19 protein-coding genes are annotated in these 18,049 nt (G+C 73.5%); 10 read left to right on the forward strand and 9 right to left on the reverse strand.

What is annotated here, in order from left to right:
- Positions 1 to 68: 68 nt before the first annotated feature.
- Entirely contained in the window at positions 69 to 944 is an 876-nt protein-coding gene (locus RAN62_RS26650; protein WP_438874551.1) for a UbiA family prenyltransferase, read from the reverse strand.
- Here RAN62_RS26650 and RAN62_RS26655 point away from each other — a divergent pair.
- From RAN62_RS26655 to RAN62_RS26670, 4 genes are read left to right on the forward strand one after another with little or no spacing between them, the layout of a single operon-like run.
- Positions 943 to 1,668: a methyltransferase domain-containing protein gene (locus tag RAN62_RS26655; RefSeq protein ID WP_305787500.1), complete on the forward strand. Its 726-nt coding sequence runs from the start codon at positions 943 to 945 to the stop codon at positions 1,666 to 1,668. The genes RAN62_RS26650 and RAN62_RS26655 overlap by 2 nt on opposite strands.
- Positions 1,665 to 2,822 (forward strand): acyl-CoA dehydrogenase family protein, encoded by a 1,158-nt coding sequence (locus tag RAN62_RS26660; RefSeq protein WP_305787501.1) that lies wholly within the window; start codon positions 1,665 to 1,667, stop codon positions 2,820 to 2,822. The genes RAN62_RS26655 and RAN62_RS26660 overlap by 4 nt, the downstream gene beginning before the upstream one ends.
- 23 nt (positions 2,823 to 2,845) lie before the next feature.
- Positions 2,846 to 3,913: a type III polyketide synthase gene (locus RAN62_RS26665; RefSeq protein WP_305787502.1), complete on the forward strand. Its 1,068-nt coding sequence runs from the start codon at positions 2,846 to 2,848 to the stop codon at positions 3,911 to 3,913.
- Positions 3,914 to 3,917: 4 nt separating this feature from the next.
- Complete coding sequence (locus tag RAN62_RS26670) at positions 3,918 to 4,394, forward strand: DUF6023 family protein (RefSeq protein ID WP_305787503.1); 477 nt, start codon at positions 3,918 to 3,920, stop codon at positions 4,392 to 4,394.
- Positions 4,395 to 4,421: 27 nt separating this feature from the next.
- Here the strand turns inward: RAN62_RS26670 and RAN62_RS26675 are convergent, their stop codons facing one another.
- The gene (locus tag RAN62_RS26675) at positions 4,422 to 5,186 is read right to left on the reverse strand and encodes a hypothetical protein (protein WP_305787504.1); all 765 of its coding nucleotides are present in this window, start codon (positions 5,184 to 5,186) and stop codon (positions 4,422 to 4,424) included.
- A gap of 335 nt (positions 5,187 to 5,521) precedes the next feature.
- Here RAN62_RS26675 and RAN62_RS26680 point away from each other — a divergent pair, with 335 nt between their 5' ends.
- The 4 genes from RAN62_RS26680 to RAN62_RS26695 all read left to right on the forward strand — a co-directional run bounded on the left by RAN62_RS26680 (position 5,522) and on the right by RAN62_RS26695 (position 8,801).
- Complete coding sequence (locus tag RAN62_RS26680; protein ID WP_305787505.1) at positions 5,522 to 6,007, forward strand: CarD family transcriptional regulator; 486 nt, start codon at positions 5,522 to 5,524, stop codon at positions 6,005 to 6,007.
- A gap of 130 nt (positions 6,008 to 6,137) precedes the next feature.
- The gene (gene ispD, locus RAN62_RS26685; RefSeq protein ID WP_305787594.1) at positions 6,138 to 6,884 is read left to right on the forward strand and encodes a 2-C-methyl-D-erythritol 4-phosphate cytidylyltransferase; all 747 of its coding nucleotides are present in this window, start codon (positions 6,138 to 6,140) and stop codon (positions 6,882 to 6,884) included.
- An 82-nt stretch (positions 6,885 to 6,966) separates the two neighbouring features.
- Complete coding sequence (ispF, locus tag RAN62_RS26690) at positions 6,967 to 7,437, forward strand: 2-C-methyl-D-erythritol 2,4-cyclodiphosphate synthase (RefSeq protein WP_305787506.1); 471 nt, start codon at positions 6,967 to 6,969, stop codon at positions 7,435 to 7,437.
- 206 nt (positions 7,438 to 7,643) lie between these two features.
- Entirely contained in the window at positions 7,644 to 8,801 is a 1,158-nt protein-coding gene (locus RAN62_RS26695) for a tetratricopeptide repeat protein (RefSeq protein WP_305787507.1), read from the forward strand.
- 46 nt (positions 8,802 to 8,847) lie between these two features.
- Here the strand turns inward: RAN62_RS26695 and RAN62_RS26700 are convergent, their stop codons facing one another.
- From RAN62_RS26700 to RAN62_RS26710, 3 genes are read right to left on the reverse strand one after another with little or no spacing between them, the layout of a single operon-like run.
- On the reverse strand, positions 8,848 to 9,879 hold the full coding sequence (locus tag RAN62_RS26700) for an N-acetylglucosamine kinase (protein ID WP_305787508.1): 1,032 nt from the start codon (positions 9,877 to 9,879) through the stop codon (positions 8,848 to 8,850).
- Positions 9,876 to 11,141, reverse strand: a complete 1,266-nt coding sequence (locus RAN62_RS26705; protein ID WP_305787509.1) for a 6-phospho-beta-glucosidase — start codon at positions 11,139 to 11,141, stop codon at positions 9,876 to 9,878. The genes RAN62_RS26700 and RAN62_RS26705 overlap by 4 nt, the downstream gene beginning before the upstream one ends.
- The gene (locus RAN62_RS26710; RefSeq protein ID WP_305787510.1) at positions 11,138 to 12,310 is read right to left on the reverse strand and encodes an ROK family transcriptional regulator; all 1,173 of its coding nucleotides are present in this window, start codon (positions 12,308 to 12,310) and stop codon (positions 11,138 to 11,140) included. The genes RAN62_RS26705 and RAN62_RS26710 overlap by 4 nt, the downstream gene beginning before the upstream one ends.
- 179 nt (positions 12,311 to 12,489) lie before the next feature.
- Here RAN62_RS26710 and RAN62_RS26715 point away from each other — a divergent pair, with 179 nt between their 5' ends.
- Entirely contained in the window at positions 12,490 to 13,284 is a 795-nt protein-coding gene (locus tag RAN62_RS26715) for a chitosanase (protein ID WP_305787511.1), read from the forward strand.
- A 110-nt stretch (positions 13,285 to 13,394) separates the two neighbouring features.
- Entirely contained in the window at positions 13,395 to 14,507 is a 1,113-nt protein-coding gene (locus tag RAN62_RS26720; RefSeq protein WP_305787512.1) for an ROK family transcriptional regulator, read from the forward strand.
- Here the strand turns inward: RAN62_RS26720 and RAN62_RS26725 are convergent.
- Genes RAN62_RS26725 through RAN62_RS26740 form a run of 4 tightly spaced genes read right to left on the reverse strand, consistent with a single transcriptional unit; the run spans position 14,504 to position 18,044 of the window.
- Positions 14,504 to 15,622, reverse strand: a complete 1,119-nt coding sequence (locus tag RAN62_RS26725; RefSeq protein WP_305787513.1) for an outer membrane protein assembly factor BamB family protein — start codon at positions 15,620 to 15,622, stop codon at positions 14,504 to 14,506. The genes RAN62_RS26720 and RAN62_RS26725 overlap by 4 nt on opposite strands.
- Before the next feature lie 15 nt (positions 15,623 to 15,637).
- Complete coding sequence (locus tag RAN62_RS26730; protein WP_305787514.1) at positions 15,638 to 16,096, reverse strand: SRPBCC family protein; 459 nt, start codon at positions 16,094 to 16,096, stop codon at positions 15,638 to 15,640.
- Positions 16,097 to 16,122: 26 nt separating this feature from the next.
- Positions 16,123 to 17,202: a fumarylacetoacetate hydrolase family protein gene (locus tag RAN62_RS26735; protein WP_305787515.1), complete on the reverse strand. Its 1,080-nt coding sequence runs from the start codon at positions 17,200 to 17,202 to the stop codon at positions 16,123 to 16,125.
- Positions 17,199 to 18,044 (reverse strand): hypothetical protein, encoded by an 846-nt coding sequence (locus RAN62_RS26740; protein WP_305787516.1) that lies wholly within the window; start codon positions 18,042 to 18,044, stop codon positions 17,199 to 17,201. The genes RAN62_RS26735 and RAN62_RS26740 overlap by 4 nt, the downstream gene beginning before the upstream one ends.
- Positions 18,045 to 18,049 lie beyond the last annotated feature (5 nt).

The following is an 18,049-nucleotide window of genomic DNA, read 5'->3' on the forward strand; positions in this document are numbered from 1 at the left end:
ACAAGACGAGAAACCTCCGCCGATCAGACTAGTGGGCGGAGATCCGGCGTGTACGGCGACCCGTCCATTCACGTCACCGGCCCGCTGAGAACCAGCAGCACGACGTCGATCAGCGCCACCACGATGACCGCCCGGAACATGGCCACGCGGCGGCCGTTCGCGCGCCGGGCCGCGTACCAGCCGCAGGGCAGGACCACGACGGCCGCGCCGGCCGCGCTCAGGCCCGGCCACGATGGTGGCCCGGGCGGGCCGAGGACCAGCGTGAGCGTTGCGGCCAGCAGCAACGCGCCCGCGGCGAGCTGCGAACCGGTCGCGCCGAGCCGGTGCGGCAGGCCGACCACGCCGGTGGCCGCGTCGTCGTCGAGGTCGGGCAGCACGTTGGCGAAGTGGGCGCCCCCGCCGAGCAGCGCTCCCGCCGCGACGAGCCAGGCCGGCGGCCAGGGGTGGCCGGGCAGCGCGATCACCACGAACGCCGGCATCAGCCCGAACGCCACCAGATAGGGCACCACCGACAGCGGCGTCGACTTGAGCGGCCAGTCGTAGAGGAGCGCGAAGACGGTGATCAACGTGATGCAGACCGTCGCGGCCGGGCCGAAGGGGAGACCCAGGAGCGGCGCCGCCAGCGAGGCGACCAGACCCGCGATTCCCACGGTACGCCGGGAGACCGCACCGGAGGCGACAGGCTTGTCCGTACGCCCGGTGACGCGGTCGCGATCGGCGTCGAGCCAGTCGTTGACCCAGCCCACCGAGAGTTGCGTGGCCCCGATCGCGGCGGCCACCCCGAGCACTCCCCACGCGCTGTGCCCGGCGCCGACGGCGAGCAGGGCCATGGCGAGCGTCACAGCGCCACCGGGTTCGGGGTGCGACGCCTTGAGCAGTGCGAGGGGATCGGGCATGCCAGCAGTGTGGCGGGTGGACCGCGTCCATGCCACGCTCGATCCCATGCGACGGCTGGAGCGCAACGACCTGCGGCAGTACGACGACCTGGCCGCCGAGTGGTGGCGTCCCGGCGGCGGTTTCGAGCTGCTGCACTGGCTGGCGGCGGCCCGGGGCGCGCTGGTGCCCCGGGCGTCGCGGCCGGGGGCCGTACTCGTCGATGCGGGCTGTGGTGGCGGCCTGCTGGCGCCGCACGTCGCCGGGCTGGGATATGTCCACATCGGTGTGGATCTGGGGCGGCTCGGGCTGGCGACGGCGGCCGGCCACGGTGTGACCCCGGTCGCGGGGGACGTGACGGCGCTGCCGCTCGCCTCGGCCAGCGCGGACGTGGTGGTGGCCGGGGAGATCCTCGAGCACGTGACGGACCTGCCCGCCGCGGTGGCGGAGCTGTGCCGGGTGCTGCGGCCGGGTGGCCTGTTCGTGCTCGACACCGTCAATGCCACCCGGCTCGGTCGTGTTGTGTCGATCACGTTGGGCGAGAGGTTTGGCGCGGCCCCCGTGGGCATCCATGATCCGGAGTTGTTCGTCGATCCCGGTGACCTCACGACGCTGTGCGCCAAGCACGGCGTGCGCCTCGAAGTGCGCGGGATCAGGCCGAGCGTGATCGGGCTCGTCCGGTGGCTGGTGCTGCCCGGGCGCAAGCGCGCGCCGCTCGGCCGGATGCTGCCGACCCGCTCCACGCAGGTGCTCTATCAGGGCAGAGGGCGCAAGGGAGAGGACGGGGCAGCATGAGCGTCGAGGAGGCCCGGCGGCTGGCGCCCCGGTTCGCGGCCCGCGCGGCGGAGCACGACCGCAGCGGCTCCTTCCCGGTCGACGACTTCGCCGATCTGCGCCGCTCCGGGCTCTTCGGGCTGATGGCGCCGGCCCGGCTCGGCGGCGCGGGTGCGGGCTTCGCGGACTATGCCGCGGTCGCCTACGAGCTGGCCCGGGGCAACGGCGCCACCGCCCTCGTCTTCAACATGCACGCCTCGGTCACCGGCGCCCTGGCCGGCGTCACCGACGAGCTGGGCGACGCCCTGGGACTGCCGCCGAGGGCCCTCGAGGCCCGGGACAGGCTGCTGCGCGCCGCGGCCGACGGCAGCTGGTACGCCGTGGCGATGAGCGAGCGCGGTGCGGGCTCGCGACTGTCCAAGATGGCCACCACGTACGAGAAGGTCGACGGTGGCTGGCACATCAAGGGCGCGAAGACGTTCTGTTCCGGGGCGGGACACGCGGACGCGTACCTCGTGGCGGCGCGCAGCGCGAACGACCCGTCGCAGGTCTCGCAGTTCGTGGTGCCCGCGGGAGAGGGTCTGAGCGTCGAGCCGACCTGGGACGCGCTGGGCATGCGCGCGACCGGCTCGCACGACGTGCACGTGGACGTGGTCGTGCCGGAGGAAGCGCTGCTCGGCGGGGTCGAGGGGCTGGCGCTGCTGATCGCCCAGCTCGCTCCGCACTGGATGGTCGCCAGCTATGCCGCCGTCTACGTGGGCGTGGCCCGGGCCGCCGTGGACGCGGCTGTCGAGCACGTGACCGCGCGCAACCTCGGGCACCTGCCGGCCGTACGCGCGAGGATCGGCCGGGCCGACGCCGCCGTGGCCGCCGCCCACCTCGCCGTCATGGAGGCCGCGCGCCGGGTCGACCAGGAGCCGGGTGACGCCGAGACCAACCGCTGGGTGTGGCGGGCGAAGCTGCTGGCCGGGACGACCGCCGCCGAGGTCGCCGCCTCGATGCTGGAGGCCGCCGGCACCAGCGCGATGCGCCGCGGCCACCCCCTCGAACGTCTTTACCGCGACGCCCGCGCCGGGTCGCTCCAGCCGGCCACCTCCGACGTGTGTGCCGACTGGCTCGGCGTCGAGGCGCTCGGCGGCGACCCGGACAGCGAAGGCGTCGGGCCGAGGTGGTGAAGGCCGGACAAGAGGAGGCACGCATGCGGGCAGACGGTCGGGCGGTGATAGCCGGGCTCGGTGTGGCACTGCCGCCCTCGGCGGTTCAGCAGGAGCTGTGGGACGGCTACTTCTCGGACTACTACGCGGCGGGCGGCCGCCGCGGGCTCGCGAAGCGCATCTTCGCGAACTCGGGCGTCACGACCCGCCAGGCGGCGGTCAGCCCGCTGCTCGAGGACATCTCGGACTGGTCGACCGAGCGGCGGATGCGGCGCTACCAGGTCGAGGCCGTGCCGCTCGGCAAGGAGGCGGTCGGTCGCGCGCTCACCGCCGCGGGGATCGACGCGGACGAGCTGGGATTGCTCGCCGTCTGCTCCTGCACCGGGTACGCCACCCCGGGGCTCGACATCACGCTCGCGCGCGACATGGGCATGTCGCCGAGCGTCCAGCGCCTCTTCATCGGGCACATGGGCTGTTATGCCGCGCTGCCCGGGCTGGGCACGATCGCCGACTTCGCCGTCGCCCGCGGCCGCCCCGCGCTGCTGCTCTGCGCCGAGCTGACCAGCCTGCACCTCCAGCCGCCGGACACCCGCGCGGACATCCAGCAGATCGTCTCCCACGCCCTCTTCTCGGACGCCGCGGCCGCCGTCGTGGTCACGCCGGGCGACCGGCCGGGGTACGCCGTACGCGACGTCGCCGCCCTCACGGACAGCACCACCGCGGGTCACATGACGTGGGACGTCACGGATCTCGGCTTCCGCATGGGGCTCTCGCCGCAGGTGCCCGAGGTGCTGTCGGTGCACGTCCGGTCCTTCACGTCGGAGCTGCTCGGACGCAACGGGCTCACGACGGCTGACGTGGACGGCTGGGCGGTGCACCCGGGCGGCCCGAAGATCCTCGACGTGGTGCAGGAGCAGCTCGGGCTGGACGATGCGGCGATGGCGCCGTCGCGGGAGGTGCTCGCCGCGTACGGGAACTGCTCCTCGCCCACCGTCCTGCTGGTCCTGGAGGAGCTGCGCAAGCTGCCCGAGCCGCCCGAGCGGGTCGCCCTGTTGGCCTTCGGTCCTGGCCTGACGCTCTACGGCGTCCTGCTGGAAAGGGTCCTACCCTGAGCGGGTGACGCCCCTCACGCGTGACCCGGGGCAGATGCGCGGGATCACGTTGTACGCGCTGACGGCCGTGCTCGCGGCCGCCGGCGCGGCGTGGTTCTTCGCGTCCGCGCCGCGCATGGGCGAGGACCCGCGGACCGTCGCGGGGCGCGGCGCGCTGGAACTGGTCGTCCCCGACGTGGCCGGGCAGATCCAGGCCGAGACCGTCGTCCTGGCCCGGGGCGCCACGGCCGAGCGCAACGTGCCGGTGAGCCGCGGCTCCTATGTCCTGGTGGTGGCCTGCACCGGCGCCGGCGAGGACCAGGTGCGGGTCCGCCTCAGCACGACGACCGTGGACTCGGGGCGGGCCGTGCCGTGCGTCGAGGACCCGGAGCCGGTCGAGCTGGGCACGGCGCTGGGCAGCATGTTCTTCATGTCGGTGGTGTCGGAGGCCGACGGGGAGACCGTGCTGCGGTGGCGGCTGGTCCGGGCCGGGCCGCTCTGACCTGCCTCTGCCTTCACGCCGGCTTTATCAGAGGCGGGCGAGGTCGGGCTGGTAGTCGTCGATCGAGGCGGTGCGCGGGATGCGGCGGACCACGGCACCGTCGCGGTTGACGAGGAGGACGGCGGCCGTGCCGTCGGGGGCGCCGAGCTCGAGGCTGGAGCGCAGCTCGCCGGTGGGGTCGCGCAGGGCCCGGACCGTCTTGCCCTGGGCCTGCGGGGTGTTGCTGGTCGGCGGGGTCTGGGCGGCCGGCGACGGCGGGGCCGTGGTGACCGTGATGACCGCGATCTCGGGGCGGACGGCGGCGACGGTGTCGGCGACCAGCGTGTCGCAGTCGCAGCGGTCGGTGAGGAGAACCACAGCCGGGAGATGCCCGCGCAGCGCCATCGTTCCCCCGTCCGGGGAGATCAGCTCCAGGGCGGGCAGCGAGCTCTGCGGCTCGTCGTCGCTGACGTTGGCCGTGCGCTCGGTCGCGGGATTGCGCGCCGGGCCGGGCCAGGCCGAGGCGAAGAGGCTGGCCACGGTGACCAGCACGGCCATCGAGATGATGAGCATGGGCGCGCGCACGCCCGCGGCGCTCAGCCGGTGGAGGAAACGCAGAGCGGGCCGGCCCTCCCAGCGGCTGCGCTGGGCTTCGCGGCGCAGCTCGGCCCGGACCTCGTCGACCTCGTCGCCGAGCTCGGACAGGTCGTCGGGGACGACGATGACGCCCCACTCCGCGGGGAGGTCGGGCAGACCCTCCGGGGAACCGCTGTCACCCGGCAGGCCGTTGCCGTTGTCGCTCCGGTTGCCCATGCTCCACCCTCCCCTCTGCCGCAGAGTCTCACGTGCTGCGGGGACCTTGGTTCACAGCCTCCCTCAAGCAGGCCACCGGCCGCCAGTGGTGGGCCGTTCCGGTCACTAGCGATAAGCTTGACCTCACAAAGCCACCGCGTCCGGAATTTCCGACTCGCTGGGTCCAGTTGTCACGGCCTCATCACTCTCGGTTACTGAGGCAGTTTCCGGCCCGCATGTCAAGCGGTAGAAAGACGCCTCACATGCCCCCTGAGCTGCACTAACAGTTACGGCCAGGGTGGGACATCGTCGGCTGAGCGTGTTACCCTAGACACAGCGAAAGGGGTTTCGAACCTATGGTTTTCAGTGTCGGCGAGACCGTTGTTTACCCCCACCACGGGGCCGCACTCATCGAGGCAATCGAGACTAGAACTATCAAGGGCGTGGACAAGCAGTACCTCGTCCTTCGGGTCGCCCAGGGCGACCTGACGGTCCGCGTGCCCGCTGAGAACGCCGAGATCGTCGGCGTGCGCGAAGTGGTCGGCGAGGAAGGCCTGGGCAAGGTCTTCGACGTCCTCCGCGCTCCGCACACCGAGGAGCCGACCAACTGGTCGCGGCGTTACAAGGCCAATCTCGAGAAGCTCGCCTCCGGCAACCCGCTCAAGGTCGCCGAGGTTGTTCGTGACCTGTGGCGTCGCGAGCGCGAGCGTGGTCTCTCGGCCGGGGAGAAGCGCATGCTCGCCAAGGCCCGCGACATCCTCGTCGGCGAGGTGGCCCTCGCCGAGAAGAGCACCAAGGACGAGGCCGAGGTTCTCCTCGACAAGGTGCTCACCGAGGCCTGACGTACACACCACCACCTCTCAGCACCGATGAGAATCGTTCACGACAGCGACGATCGACTGCCTCACCCGCGCGGCGCGCGATGCGAGGCCGGTCGTGAATGACCCTCATCACCTGGCCGAGGACCGCGACGTGACCGCGCAGCTTCATGCTCGCGGTGACGTCGCGGTCCTTGTTCCGGCCGCCGGCTCCGGGGTCCGCCTCGGCCCGGGTGTGCCCAAGGCCCTGCGCCTCCTCGCCGGCGAGCCCCTGCTGGTCCACGCGATCCGCCGCGTCGCCGCCGCCCCCTCGGTCCGCCTCATCGTGGTCGCCGCGCCGGCCGCCGAGGTCGAGGCCGTCCGCGAGCTGCTCGCCCCCGTCGCCCCGGTGATCGTGGTCCCCGGCGGCGCCGAGCGGCAGGACTCCGTCGCCGCGGCCCTCGCCGCCGTCCCCGCCGACGTCGGCATCGTCCTGGTCCACGACGCCGCGCGCGCCCTGACGCCACCCGAGCTGGTCGAATCCGTCGCCGCCGCGGTCCGCTCCGGCCATCCCGCCGTCATCCCCGCCCAGCCTGTCGTCGACACGATCAAAGAGGTCGACGCCGCATCCTCGCCCCCGGGCCGAGCCGACGTGGGCTCGGAGCGGGTGCTGGGCACGGTTGATCGTTCCGTGCTGCGCAGTGTTCAGACGCCGCAGGGCTTCCGGCGCGACGTGCTGGCCGCTGTCCACGCGGCAGCGGTCGCCGCGCACACCGACGACGCCGGCATGGTCGAGAAGGCGGGCCTGCCGGTCGTCTGCATCCCGGGCTCCGACCTCGCGCTGAAGGTCACTCGCCCGCTCGACCTGGTGCTCGCCGAGGCTCTCCTGGCTCACGCCGCCGAGCAGTCCGGCCCTCGCTGACCTCGCGACCCCCGCAGCTCAGCGCCCGCTCGGCCGTGAGCCGCCCGGCGTCGGCGGATCATGGGCGCGCTAGCCTGGCGCCGTGGATCAGCGGATCGGGATCGGTACTGATGTGCATGCCTTCGACCCGGATCGGGTGTGCTGGGTCGCCGGGCTGATGTGGCCGGGCGAGGCGGGGCTGGCCGGGCACTCCGACGCCGACGTCGCCGCCCACGCCGCGTGCGACGCCCTGTTCAGCGCGGCCGGGCTCGGGGACCTGGGCAGCAATTTCGGCACCGCCGAGCCGGAGTGGTCGGGGGCGGCCGGCGTCGCCCTGCTGGCCGAGACCGTGCGGCGGGTGCGGGCGGAGGGCTGGCGCGTGGGGAACGTCGCGATTCAGGTCATCGGCAACCGGCCGAAGATCGGCAAGCGGCGGGACGAGGCGCAGCAGGTGCTTTCCGAGGCGGTCGGCGCGCCCGTCACGGTGTCCGGCACGACCACCGACGGGCTGGGTCTGACGGGGCGGGGAGAGGGGCTCGCCGCCATCGCGACGGCCTTGATCGTGCGGTCGTAAATCGGACATAGGGGTCGTGATCCACGGTTGGTGACGGCGGCCCCGATCACGGGCTGTGCTGGTGCGGCCGGTCCGAAGGTGCGACATCCGGGCAACGTGGCGTTTCGGGTCAGTCGCCCATAGTGGTGCTTCGGGCTTCAACTCGGGCGTGACCCGCTGTGGCCGCGGGTGGGGTGGAAGTGGCCCGCAGCGCCTACTCTCGATGGGTGTCGAGCGAGCCCACGTCCCAGTTCGAACCCGAGACCACTCCCGAGGAGTATCGGCAGCGTGCCCTGCTCCTGGCCGACCTCGGCCGCTACGACGAGGCCGCGGGCGAGATAGCGGCCGGGCTCGCCGCGGCGCCGGCTGATTCCGCCCTGCTCACGACCCTGGCCCGGCTGCACGTCGCCGCCGCTCAGCCCCGGGCCGCCCTGGCCGCCGCCGACAGCGCCGTGGCCTCGGCTCCCGGCACGGTCGAGCCGCTGGTGGCCCGCGCGATGGCGCTCGTCGACGAGCGGCGCTACGGCGACGCGGCCCAGGTGGCGGGCGAGATCCTGGCCCGGTGGCCGCAGGACGCGGTCGCCCAGCGTACGGGGGCCGCCCTGCTCAGCGAGTCCCGTAACGGACAGGAGGCGCTCAACGCCGCCTGGAACGGGGTGCGGATGGCGCCCCGCGACGCCGAGGCGCATCTCGTGCTGGCCGTGGTGTCGGCGCGGCTGCGGTTGTTCGACCTGGCCCAGCGGGCGTACAGCGAGGCCCTCGACCTGGAGCCCACGATCGCCGACGCGCAGCAGGACGTCGGCGTGGTCCGGCTGGAGCGCCGCCGCTGGGCGCTGGCGCTCGAGGCCCTGGCGGACGAGGCGACGCTCGAAGCCGGCCAGCAGAGCGAGGGCGAGACGAGCCCGGATGGGACGAGCCCGGGCGAGACCGAGAGCCGGGAGCCCGCCCCCGCCCCCGAGCCCGGGCCGGCCTTCGACATCATCCGCCCGAGCGTTCCGGTGCTGGACAACTCGGCCGTCGAGACCGCGGCGCTGCGCCAGGCCGTGCTCTACGGCGCGAACGGCACCATGATCACCGCGGTGCTCAGCGCCGTGATGACGCTGTCCAGCTCCGGCATCGCCCGCACGTGGGCCGCGATGATCGGCGTCGTGGTGCTGCTGGCGCTCGTGGTCTGGACCAGCCGGCAGGTGCGTCCCGAGCCACTGGGCGCGGCGCTGGGACGGGTCCGGAGCGAGCGGCCGCGGCTGGTGCTCGCCTTCGGCGCGACCCTGCTCGCCCCGGCGCTGCTCCTCGTCTTCGCCGCGGTGGGCGGGGTGGTGCCGCTGATCATTGCCCTGGCCCTGGCCGCCGTCGCCGAGCTCTTGGTGCTGACCCAGCGATCATGACAAAGGGAAAGACCCGGCGATCATGACGGAAGCAAAGACTCGGCGATCATGACGGAGGCAAAGAACCGGCGGTCGTGACCGGGGTGGGCCCGGCGGCGGCGAGCTGAGTGCGTACCGAGGGCTCGGCGGAAGGGTCTCCACCCAGCGCGTCCACCGCCAGGAGGGCCGCACCCACCACCGGCGGCGTGTCCAGGACGGTGATCTCGACGGCGGGCGCCTGGGCGACCGCACCGGCCACGATCAGGTCGTGCAGGACCGGATGTCGCGCGTGCAGCACGCCGCCGCCGAGCACGAGCGCGTGCGGCCGCGAGAGCAGCCCGAGCCGCCCGGCCGCCACCCGGTGCTGGGCGAGGATCTCGTCGGCCTGCCGGCGTACCAGGGAAAGCGCGGCCTCGTCCCCGGCCGTCGCCGTGGCGAACAGCACCGGCGGCAGCGAGAAGAGCCGGTCAGCCGGGATGTCGCCCAGGTGGAGGCCGATGCTGACCTCCTCGACCGTCGCCCGCCCGAAGTGCGCCGCGACAGCCGCCGAGAGCGCGGTCGGCGCGTCCCGGCCGTCCTCGCCGCGAGCCGCCAGCCGCAAGGTGTGGTCCGCGAGGTCGTGGCCCCCGCCCCAGTCGCCGGAGATCGGGCCGAGGGCCAGGAACCGCGCGGTCTGCCCGTCAGCCCGGCGCCCGACGCAGTTGGTGCCCGCGCCGCAGACCACGGCGACGGCGTCGGGGCTGGCGGTGCCCGCGCGAAGCAGGGCGAAGCAGTCGTTGTCGACGATCGTCTTGCGGCCCCAGCCCTGCGCGCCGAGGGCGGCGTGGAGCTGGTCGACCTCCGCGGGCAGGTCGGCGCCGGCGAGGGAGAAGGCGGCGACGTCGACCGGACCGAGGCCCGCCGCGGCGATCAACGCGCCGAGCCCGCGCACTGTGCCGTCGAGCCCGACGACGTGCGGCGACACGGTCGGGCCGCGGAAGTAGCCGGCGACGTGGCCATCGGCCGTACCGAAGACGAGGTCGGTCTTGGAATTGCCCCCGTCGACGGCGAGCCAGGTCGCCGGGGCCGTCGCGCGCGGCGCGGGTGTCCGGGCTGTCATCGAGCCCATGCGAGATGCTGCGCTCCCGTGGCGAGCAGCTTGCCGGTGAGCTGGTCCGCGAGCTCGTACTGACCGACCAGGGGGTGGGCGAGCAGCGCGCGGAAGACCCGCTGCCGCCCGCCGCGCAGGGCGGCTTCCAGGGCGAGCTCCTCGTACGCCGACACGTGCGCGACCAGCCCGGCCAGCTCGGGTGCCAGCGGCGCGACCGGCTGCAGCACCGGCCCGTCCCCGCCGACCCGGGTCGACACCTCGATCACGGCCTGGTCGCTCAGGAACGGCAGCGTGCCGTAGTTGCGGACGTTGACCGAGTGCGTGCCCTCGGGGTCGAGCCCGTGCAGCGCCGCGATGAGCCCGACCGCGGCCTCGGAGTAGAACGCGCCGCCGCGCTCCCCGAGCAGCGCGGGCTTCTCGTCCAACGCCGGGTCTTGGTAAAGAGAAAGCAGCGTCGCCTCGATCTCGGCCACCCGCTGCCCCCGGGGCGGAGAAGTGCGCGCGTTCCGGACGTGCTCGTCGTGGGCGTAGAAGTAGCTCAAGTAGTAGGACGGCACGTTGCCCAGCGTCGTGAGCACCTCGGGCGCCAGCTCGACCTCGGCCGCCAGCTCCGCCAGGTGCCCGTCGAGCAGCTCGGGCAGCCGGTCCACCCCGTCCACCCAGGCGGCCCGCTCCCACGTCAGGTGGTTGAGGCCGACGTGGTCGAGCGCCACCGCGGCCGGGTCCACGCCGAGCATCCGGGCGAAGCGCCGCTGGAAGCCGATGGCCACGTTGCACAGCCCGACCGCGCGGTGGCCGGCGTCGAGCAGGGCGCGGGTGACGACGCCGACCGGGTTGGTGAAGTCGACGATCCACGCGTCCGGTTTGGCCCGGCGGCGGACGCGCTCGGCGACGTCGAGGACCACGGGGACCGTACGCAGCGCCTTGGCCAGCCCGCCCGCCCCGGTGGTCTCCTGTCCCACGCAGCCGCAGTCCAGCGGGAACGTCTCGTCCCCGATCCGCGCGGCCTGCCCGCCGACCCGCAGCTGGATCACGGCGACGTCGGCGTCGGTCACCCCGGCGTCCAGATCCGTCGTCCACGTCACCCGGCCCGGGTGCCCGTACGCGGCGAAGATCCGCGCGGCGAAGGCGCCCACGATCTCCAGCCGCTCGGCGGCCGGGTCGATGAGGACCAGCTCGTCGACCCGTAGCCCGGAGTCGCGCAGCCGGGCGAAGCCGTCCACCAGCTCGGGCGTGTAGGTCGACCCGCCGCCGACCACTGCGATCTTCACTGGCTCTCCCGGATGGTGGCGATCAATGCCTCGCGGACGGCGTGGAGGCCGGCGTCCAGCGCTCCCAGCAGCACCGCGTCGTCGTCCAGCGTGGTGAGGGCGACCGTGCTCTCGAGCGGCGCGGCCCGGCCCAGGGCGGTGGTGACGGCGTCGAGCAGCGGCCGGCCGGCGGCCTGGGCGACCGGCCCCGCGAGCACCACGAGCGAGGGGTCGAGCACGGCGATCACGGCGGCCAGACCCACCGAGATCCGGTCGGCCAGCTCGCTCAGGAACTCCGCGGAAGCGGCTCCCGCCGTGGCCACCTCGACCGGCGTGGCCCCCGGCACCCCGTGCTCGCGGCCGAGCGCCAGGACGGCCGAGCCGCCGATGAGGTCCTGCAGGTCGACCTTGCGATGGGTGGAGTCCGGCGCGTAGAGCGGCATGTAGCCGATCTCGCCCGCGCCGCCCCGGGCCCCGCGCAGCAGCGTGCCGCCCAGGTCGATGGCGAGACCGAGGCCGTCCGCCCCGAGCCACAGCAGCGCGAAACCGTCCGCGTCCCGTCCGGCGCCCCGGCGTCGCTCGGCCACCGCGGCCAGGTTGACGTCGTTGTCGACGCCGACCCGGGTACCCAGCGCGGCGGCGATCGCGGGGACCAGGCCGGGGCGGGCGAATCCGGGGATGTCGACGTGCCGGATCGTCTCGGCCCGGGAGTCGTACGAGCCCGCGACGCCCAGCTGCACGTGTCGCACCGCCTCGGTCGCCACCCCGGCCTCGGCCACGAGCGCGGCGACCGCGTCGACCACGGCCGTCGCGGGGTCGGTCACGAGGAAGTCGACGGGCGTCTGCAGCCGGGCCCGAACCGTGCCGGTCAGATCGCAGAGAGCGGCGGTCACCGCGGGCGCGTGGCTGGTGCCGACGTCGCGGATCGAGACGGCGGCCGCGTACGCCGCGTCGGGATTGGCCGCGTAGATCTCGGCGTTCGGCCCCGGGCGACCGCTGTCGTGGCCGATCACGGACACCAGCCCGGCCCCGGTGAGCCGGCGCAGCACCTCGGAGATGGTCGGCGTCGAGAGCTCGGTGAGCTTGCGCAGATCGGCCCGGGTGAGGCCGCCGGGCTCCAGCAGGTGAGCCAGGGCGGCGCTCTCGTTCATGGCCCGCAGCAGCTTGGACGACCCCGCCAGGCGAGTCACCGGGCCCCCTCGGCAATAGGCAAAGTGTTTAACAGTCAGCGCGACGGTAGGCCCGCGGCGCCCGGGAGTCAAGGCTATTGATTAAGTACCTTAACTGATCTATCGTCTCCATTCGCTTCCTTCAATCTCCGAACAAAGGGGCCCCCACCCCGGCGTTCGATCCCCTCACGAGGAGCGTCATGAGAGCTCGAACAAGGCTGCTCTGTGCCCTGAGCACGGTCCTGGTCGCCACGGCCGCTACGGCCTACGGCATGCTGCCGGCCGGCGCCGCCGTCACCGTCAACCTCGACGACCCCACCAAGAAGGACGTGGCGATGCAGATCGTCTCGGCCGCCGAGAACTCGTCGCTGGACTGGCGGGCGCAGTTCCGCTACATCGAGGACATCGAGGACGGGCGCGGCTACACGGCCGGGATCATCGGCTTCTGCTCGGGCACCGGCGACATGCTGGAGCTGGTCGAGGCCTACACGGCGACCAAGCCCGGCAACGTGCTGGCCAAGTACCTGCCCGCGCTGCGCTCGGTCGACGGCACCGACTCGCACGCCGGGCTCGACCCCAACTTCCCGGCCGATTGGCGTACGGCCGCGGCCGACCCGGTCTTCCAGGCCGCCCAGGAGTCGGAGCGCGACCGGGTCTACTTCAACCCGTCGGTGCGCGACGGCAAGAGCGACGGCGTACGTGCGCTCGGCCAGTTCATCTACTACGACGCCGCTGTCATGCACGGGTACGAGGGCATGCGCTCGATCCGCACCCGCGCGCTGCGGAAGGCCAAGCCGCCGGCCCAGGGCGGGACGGAGACGGCCTGGCTGAACGCCTTCCTCGACGAGCGGGTCGCCGAGATGAAGAAGGAGGAGGCCCACTCCGACACCACCCGGGTCGACACCGCCCAGCGCGTGTTCCTGCGCAACGGCAACCTCGACCTGAACACCCCGCTCGATTTCTCGGTCTACGGGGACAGCTTCCACATCGGATGACCGCCACGGAGAGGTAGTCGATCAAAACACGCCGTGAGGCAGCACGCGGATCGGGCGGGTCGGGGCGAGGATAGGGCGAAAGCCTCACATCCTCGTCCGAAGGAGAACGTGTGACGACGCGTGCGACCGAGCTGCTGCGGGTGGTGCACGCCCGCCCCGGGGTCACCCGGGCGGACGCGGCCCGGCTGATCGGGGTCGGCACCGGCGCCACCACCGAGCTGGTCGGCCGGCTCGGGCAGGCCGGACTGCTGGCCGAGGAGCCGGCCGCGCCGAGCGGGGCCCGCGGGCGGCCGACCACCGCGCTCATCCCGCACCCGCGCGGGCCCCTGATCGCAGCCGCGTCGATCACGCACGAGCAGTGGCGGGCCGACGTGGTCGAGCTCGGCGGCGGGACGCTCGCCTCGGTCCGCGAGGAGCTGGGCGGCCGCGGCGGCGACGAGGTGGTCGCGGCGGTCGGTGCGGCGGTGGCCGGGCTGCGCCGCCAGTACGGGGACCGCATCCGCGGCATCGGCCTCGCCGCCCCGGGCATCGTGTCGCCCGACCTCCTGCTCGACGCCAGCAACCTCGGCTGGCGGGGCGTCGACCTGGCCGCCGTGTGGCCCAAGGCGGAGATCTTCGTGGCGGGCAACGACGCCACCCTCGCGGCCAGCGCCGAGTCCCATCGGGGCGTGGCCGTCGGCGCCTCGGTCGCCCTCCACCTGCGCGTGGAGGCGGGGCTCGGCGGGGCCGTGGTCGACGGGGGCAAGGTGCTGGTCGGGGCCGTGGGCGCGGCGGGCGAGTTCGGGCACATGCCGTTCGGGGACCCGGCCGTGGCGTGTCCCTGCGGGGCGTACGGATGCTGGGGAACCGCCGTCGACGGCTCGGCGCTCGCCCGCCTGCTCGGCCACGAGCCGCCCCGCGACCCGATCTCCTACGCCCGCCGCGTCATCGCGTCGCCCGAGCCCGAGCCGGCGGCCGCGACGGCGACCGTCGCGACCGCGCTCGGCCGGGGCATCGCGGGCCTGGTCAACGGGCTTGACCCGGACCTGGTGACACTGGGCGGTCTCGGCCTCGACCTGCTGCTGGCCGCGCCGGAGCGGATCGAGGAGGCCTATCGCGCCGGCCTGATGGGCTTCCGCCGCGAGAACCCGCCGCCGGTCCTCGCCGCCGCCCTCGGCGACGACGGCCCGCTCGCTGGTGCCGCCGAGGAGGCCTGGACGGCACTGCTCACCACGCTGGTCTAGAAAGCGGCCGCGATGACGGGGTCGATGCCGTAGTAGTGCTTCACCTCGTCCGGATCGCCGGTCGCCTCCGGCCACAGGCGCTCGATCGCGACGAAGGAGTCGGTGACCTGCCACAGGTGGGGCTTCCAGGGCTCCTTGCGCTCGTCGCGGACATAGAGCGGGAAGGCCGTGAGCTCCGCGCCCGTCGCCGCGTCGAGGGTGACGAGCTGCTGGGCCGATGTGAGCAGGACGACCTTGCCCGCGCGCACGCCGAGCACCTGCGCCGTGCCGGTCCAGCGCCAGGTCGCGGCCCCGGAGGCGGTCACAATGCCGCCCGCGGTGTCGAGAACGAGATCGCCGCCGGCCGTGGCGGTGGGGGAGTCCAGCGCCGGGGCGCGGACCAGTCGGCCCGACGCCAGCCAGCCCTGTCCGGCGCTGTCCCGCAGGCCCGCGCAGCCCGAGCGGGCCACGTCGCAGCCGAGCGCCGCGTAGGGGCCCGCCGGCCAGTCCACCTTCTTCCCGGTCGCCACGTCGTACGCCCCGCCGCTGCAGACCAGAGCCCCGCCAGCGGTGACGAAGGCGTCGGCACAGTCGGCGCTCCACCGTTCGGTGCCTTCGGAGACCGCGGTGGCCCGGCGACCGTCCGACATGATCACCGTGTTTCCGTGTGTGAACAGACCGGCGGGGGCCCAGACCGCGTCCGCCCCGGTCCGCCCCTCGACCGGCGTCGCGGCGGGCCCGTCGAACCGCCAGACCACCTTCCCCGTACGCCCGTCGAGCGCGACCAGCTTCCCGTCCGACCACCGGCTCACGACCGTCGTCCCGGCCGCGACGATGCCGGTCAGCTGCTGGGGCCACCGCCGGTACGACCAGCGGGGCGTGTACATCGTCTTCGCCCCGACCGGCGCGTCGGCCTTCACCACTCGCGGGCCGGCGTACACGCGGATCGTCCCGTCGACGACCAGGGGCGCCTGGGTCAGCTTGCCGGTCACACCCGCCGGCCGGATCTGCGCCACCGGGTAGGGGGTCGTGGCCGGCTCGGACAGCTCGGCCGGGCGGAGCACCCGCCACCCGGTCAGGCCGGCCGCGGCGAGCACGACGACCGCGGCGAGGGCGAGCAGCAGTTTCCGGGTCACGCCCGCGACAGTAGTTCAGGCGGCCGAGGCCAGATCGTCGAGGTCACGACGGAGAGCACCCTCGACCGTACGGGCCGCGAGCCCGCCGAACACGAGCGCCAGCAGCCGCCCGGCCGGGGCCGTGGGGCTGCCGTCCTGGATCACGGTCACCATCGTCCCGCCCCGGTGCCGCCCCTCGATCACGGGCACGAACGTGTACGTCATCCGGTAGTCGGCGCCGATCCCGGGCGAGGCGACGACGAACTTCTCGGGGACGGCGCATTCGCGTACGCGGAACTCCTCGGTGATCTCCCCGCCGTCGACCATTACGCGGGTCTCGCGCCAGACCGTGCCCTTGCCGAAGGGGCCGCGGGTGAGCATGTCGACGCGCGTGACGGTGGAGAGCCAGTCGCGCCGCCGGGGCAGGTCGGTGAAGACGCGCCAGACCTCGGCGACAGGCGCTTCGACCAGGCGGGTGACCGCGACCGTGGACATGCCCTCACCGTACGGAAAGTTGCCCCTCAGGGACAGACAGTTCCCGACACCGGTCCCAAGCCGATCGTGCCGCCCTCCGCCCCCGCGGCCGTGGCACTGATCGTCACCTGGTCGCCGTCCTCGAGAAAGCCACGCTCGTCGCCGTTGCCCAGCCGCACCGGCCGTGTGCCGTTCTCGGTCAGCTCAAGGAAGGACCCCGTCTGGGTGGGCCCGGACACCGTCCCGGACGCGAAGAGATCCCCGGTACGCACGGCAGCCCCGTTGACGGTGAGATGCGCGAGCTGCTGGGCGGCCGTCCAGTACATGTGGTTGTAGGAGGGCCGGCTCACCTCGGTGCCGTTCCACTCGACGCGCAGCGTGACGTCGAGCCCCGAGCCGGGCGGCAGCAAGTAGGGCAGCGGTTGCGGGTCTTGTTCCGGGGGCTTTCCGTCGGCGAACGCTTCGAGCGGTGTGACCCACGGCGAGATCGATGTGGCGAAGGATTTGGCGAGGAACGGGCCGAGCGGGCGGTATTCGAACGCCTGGATGTCCCGCGCCGACCAGTCGTTGACGAGGACCACGCCGAACACGTGATCTCGCCAGGCTGTCGTCGGGATCCTCGCGCCGGGCGTCCCGACGACGAAGCCGACCTCCGCCTCGATGTCCAGGCGCTGCGCCGGGCCGAAGAGACCGGGACCCAGCTGTCCGTACGGGCGGCGGACCGGCGTCCCGGAGACGACGACCGTGCCCGCGCGGCCGTGGTAGCCGATGGGCAGGTGCTTCCACTGCGGCGGGAGGCCGGGCTCGCCGGGGCGCAGGATGCGGCTGACGTTCACGGCGTGGTGCTCGGAGGAGTAGAAGTCCGTGTAATCCGCCACCTCGAACGGCATGTGCAGCTCGACGGCGCCGAGGGCGATTTGTCGCCATCGCCGGAGTTCGGAGCGAATTTCGCCGCGAATGCGTGTCCACTCCGGACGGCCCAGGGCAAGGAACGGGTTGAGCGACGGCCACGGCAGAAGCTCGGAGACATCGAGCACGACGTCGTCCAGCCGAACTCCGATGCGACGCTCGTGGCCCGGCTCGGAGAAGACGCCGTAGGGCAGGTTGTCCGGTCCGAACAGCGTCACTCGTAGCCGCCGTTCACCAGGCCCAGCCGGACGAGCTCGGTGAGGGGCTCGAGGACGTTGGCCGTCCCGAAGCCGACCCAGAGCGGGCGCGGCTCGTCCCGGCGTTCGCGGGTCGGCTCGACCAGCGGCACCGGATGGGTCGCCGCCAGCACCTCCGCGACCTCGGCCACCTCGCCGCCCTCGGCCGCCAGCGCGGACGCCACCAGCACGTTGAGGAAGCCGTGATGCGTGAAGCCGGTCTCCGGGTCGGTGTGCCGCAGCGCGTGGCGGAGCCCGGCGGCCAGCTTGAACGGCAGGGCCCGGTCGCGGCAGGCGCAGATCACGGCGGCCAGCTCGACCGGCGTCGGGAACAGCTCCGACGCGAGCCCGCCCACCCGGAACTTCGGGCGCAGCGCGGGACCTCCGCCCGAGTGGGTCGCGGCCACGGAGTCGAGGGCGGCGAGCAGGCCCCAGCTGAGCGGGATCTCGGCGTACACCTGCAGGTCGGAGAAGGTCTCGGCGAACTCGCGCAGGGCCCGCACGCCGGGCTGGGGATCCTCGCCGCGCCGCGCGACCAGCGCCTCCACCTGCGCCACCCGGGAGCCGCCGGCCCGCAGCTTCGTGACCGTCGCCGGGAGCGCCGCGATGCCGGTGTCGCTCACCACGCCGACCTTCAGGCCGTGCGGGGAGATGTTGAAGGCCGCAACCGACGAGGGTACGAGCAACGCGCCGAGCAGGGGCGCGTACCAGCTCTCGCGGTGCTTGCGGTGGGAGCCGACCGCATCGGAGCCCGGCGCGCCCGGCGGCAGCACGGACGCGTCGTCCACGAGCCCGCGGAAGATCGGGGGCACCAGCGTTGACACGCCAC

It is taken from the genome of Symbioplanes lichenis (assembly GCF_030709675.1).
Lineage (GTDB): Bacteria > Actinomycetota > Actinomycetes > Mycobacteriales > Micromonosporaceae > Actinoplanes > Actinoplanes lichenis.

What these genes read in the sequence shown, in the direction of transcription:
- RAN62_RS26655 (WP_305787500.1), top strand. Translation starts at nt 943, where the DNA reads ATGCGACGGCTGGAGCGCAACGACCTGCGGCAGTACGACGACCTGGCC.
- RAN62_RS26650 (WP_438874551.1), bottom strand. Translation starts at nt 944, where the DNA reads ATGGGATCGAGCGTGGCATGGACGCGGTCCACCCGCCACACTGCTGGC.
- RAN62_RS26660 (WP_305787501.1), top strand. Translation starts at nt 1,665, where the DNA reads ATGAGCGTCGAGGAGGCCCGGCGGCTGGCGCCCCGGTTCGCGGCCCGC.
- RAN62_RS26665 (WP_305787502.1), top strand. Translation starts at nt 2,846, where the DNA reads ATGCGGGCAGACGGTCGGGCGGTGATAGCCGGGCTCGGTGTGGCACTG.
- RAN62_RS26675 (WP_305787504.1), bottom strand. Translation starts at nt 5,186, where the DNA reads ATGGGCAACCGGAGCGACAACGGCAACGGCCTGCCGGGTGACAGCGGT.
- RAN62_RS26680 (WP_305787505.1), top strand. Translation starts at nt 5,522, where the DNA reads ATGGTTTTCAGTGTCGGCGAGACCGTTGTTTACCCCCACCACGGGGCC.
- RAN62_RS26700 (WP_305787508.1), bottom strand. Translation starts at nt 9,879, where the DNA reads ATGACAGCCCGGACACCCGCGCCGCGCGCGACGGCCCCGGCGACCTGG.
- RAN62_RS26715 (WP_305787511.1), top strand. Translation starts at nt 12,490, where the DNA reads ATGAGAGCTCGAACAAGGCTGCTCTGTGCCCTGAGCACGGTCCTGGTC.
- RAN62_RS26730 (WP_305787514.1), bottom strand. Translation starts at nt 16,096, where the DNA reads ATGTCCACGGTCGCGGTCACCCGCCTGGTCGAAGCGCCTGTCGCCGAG.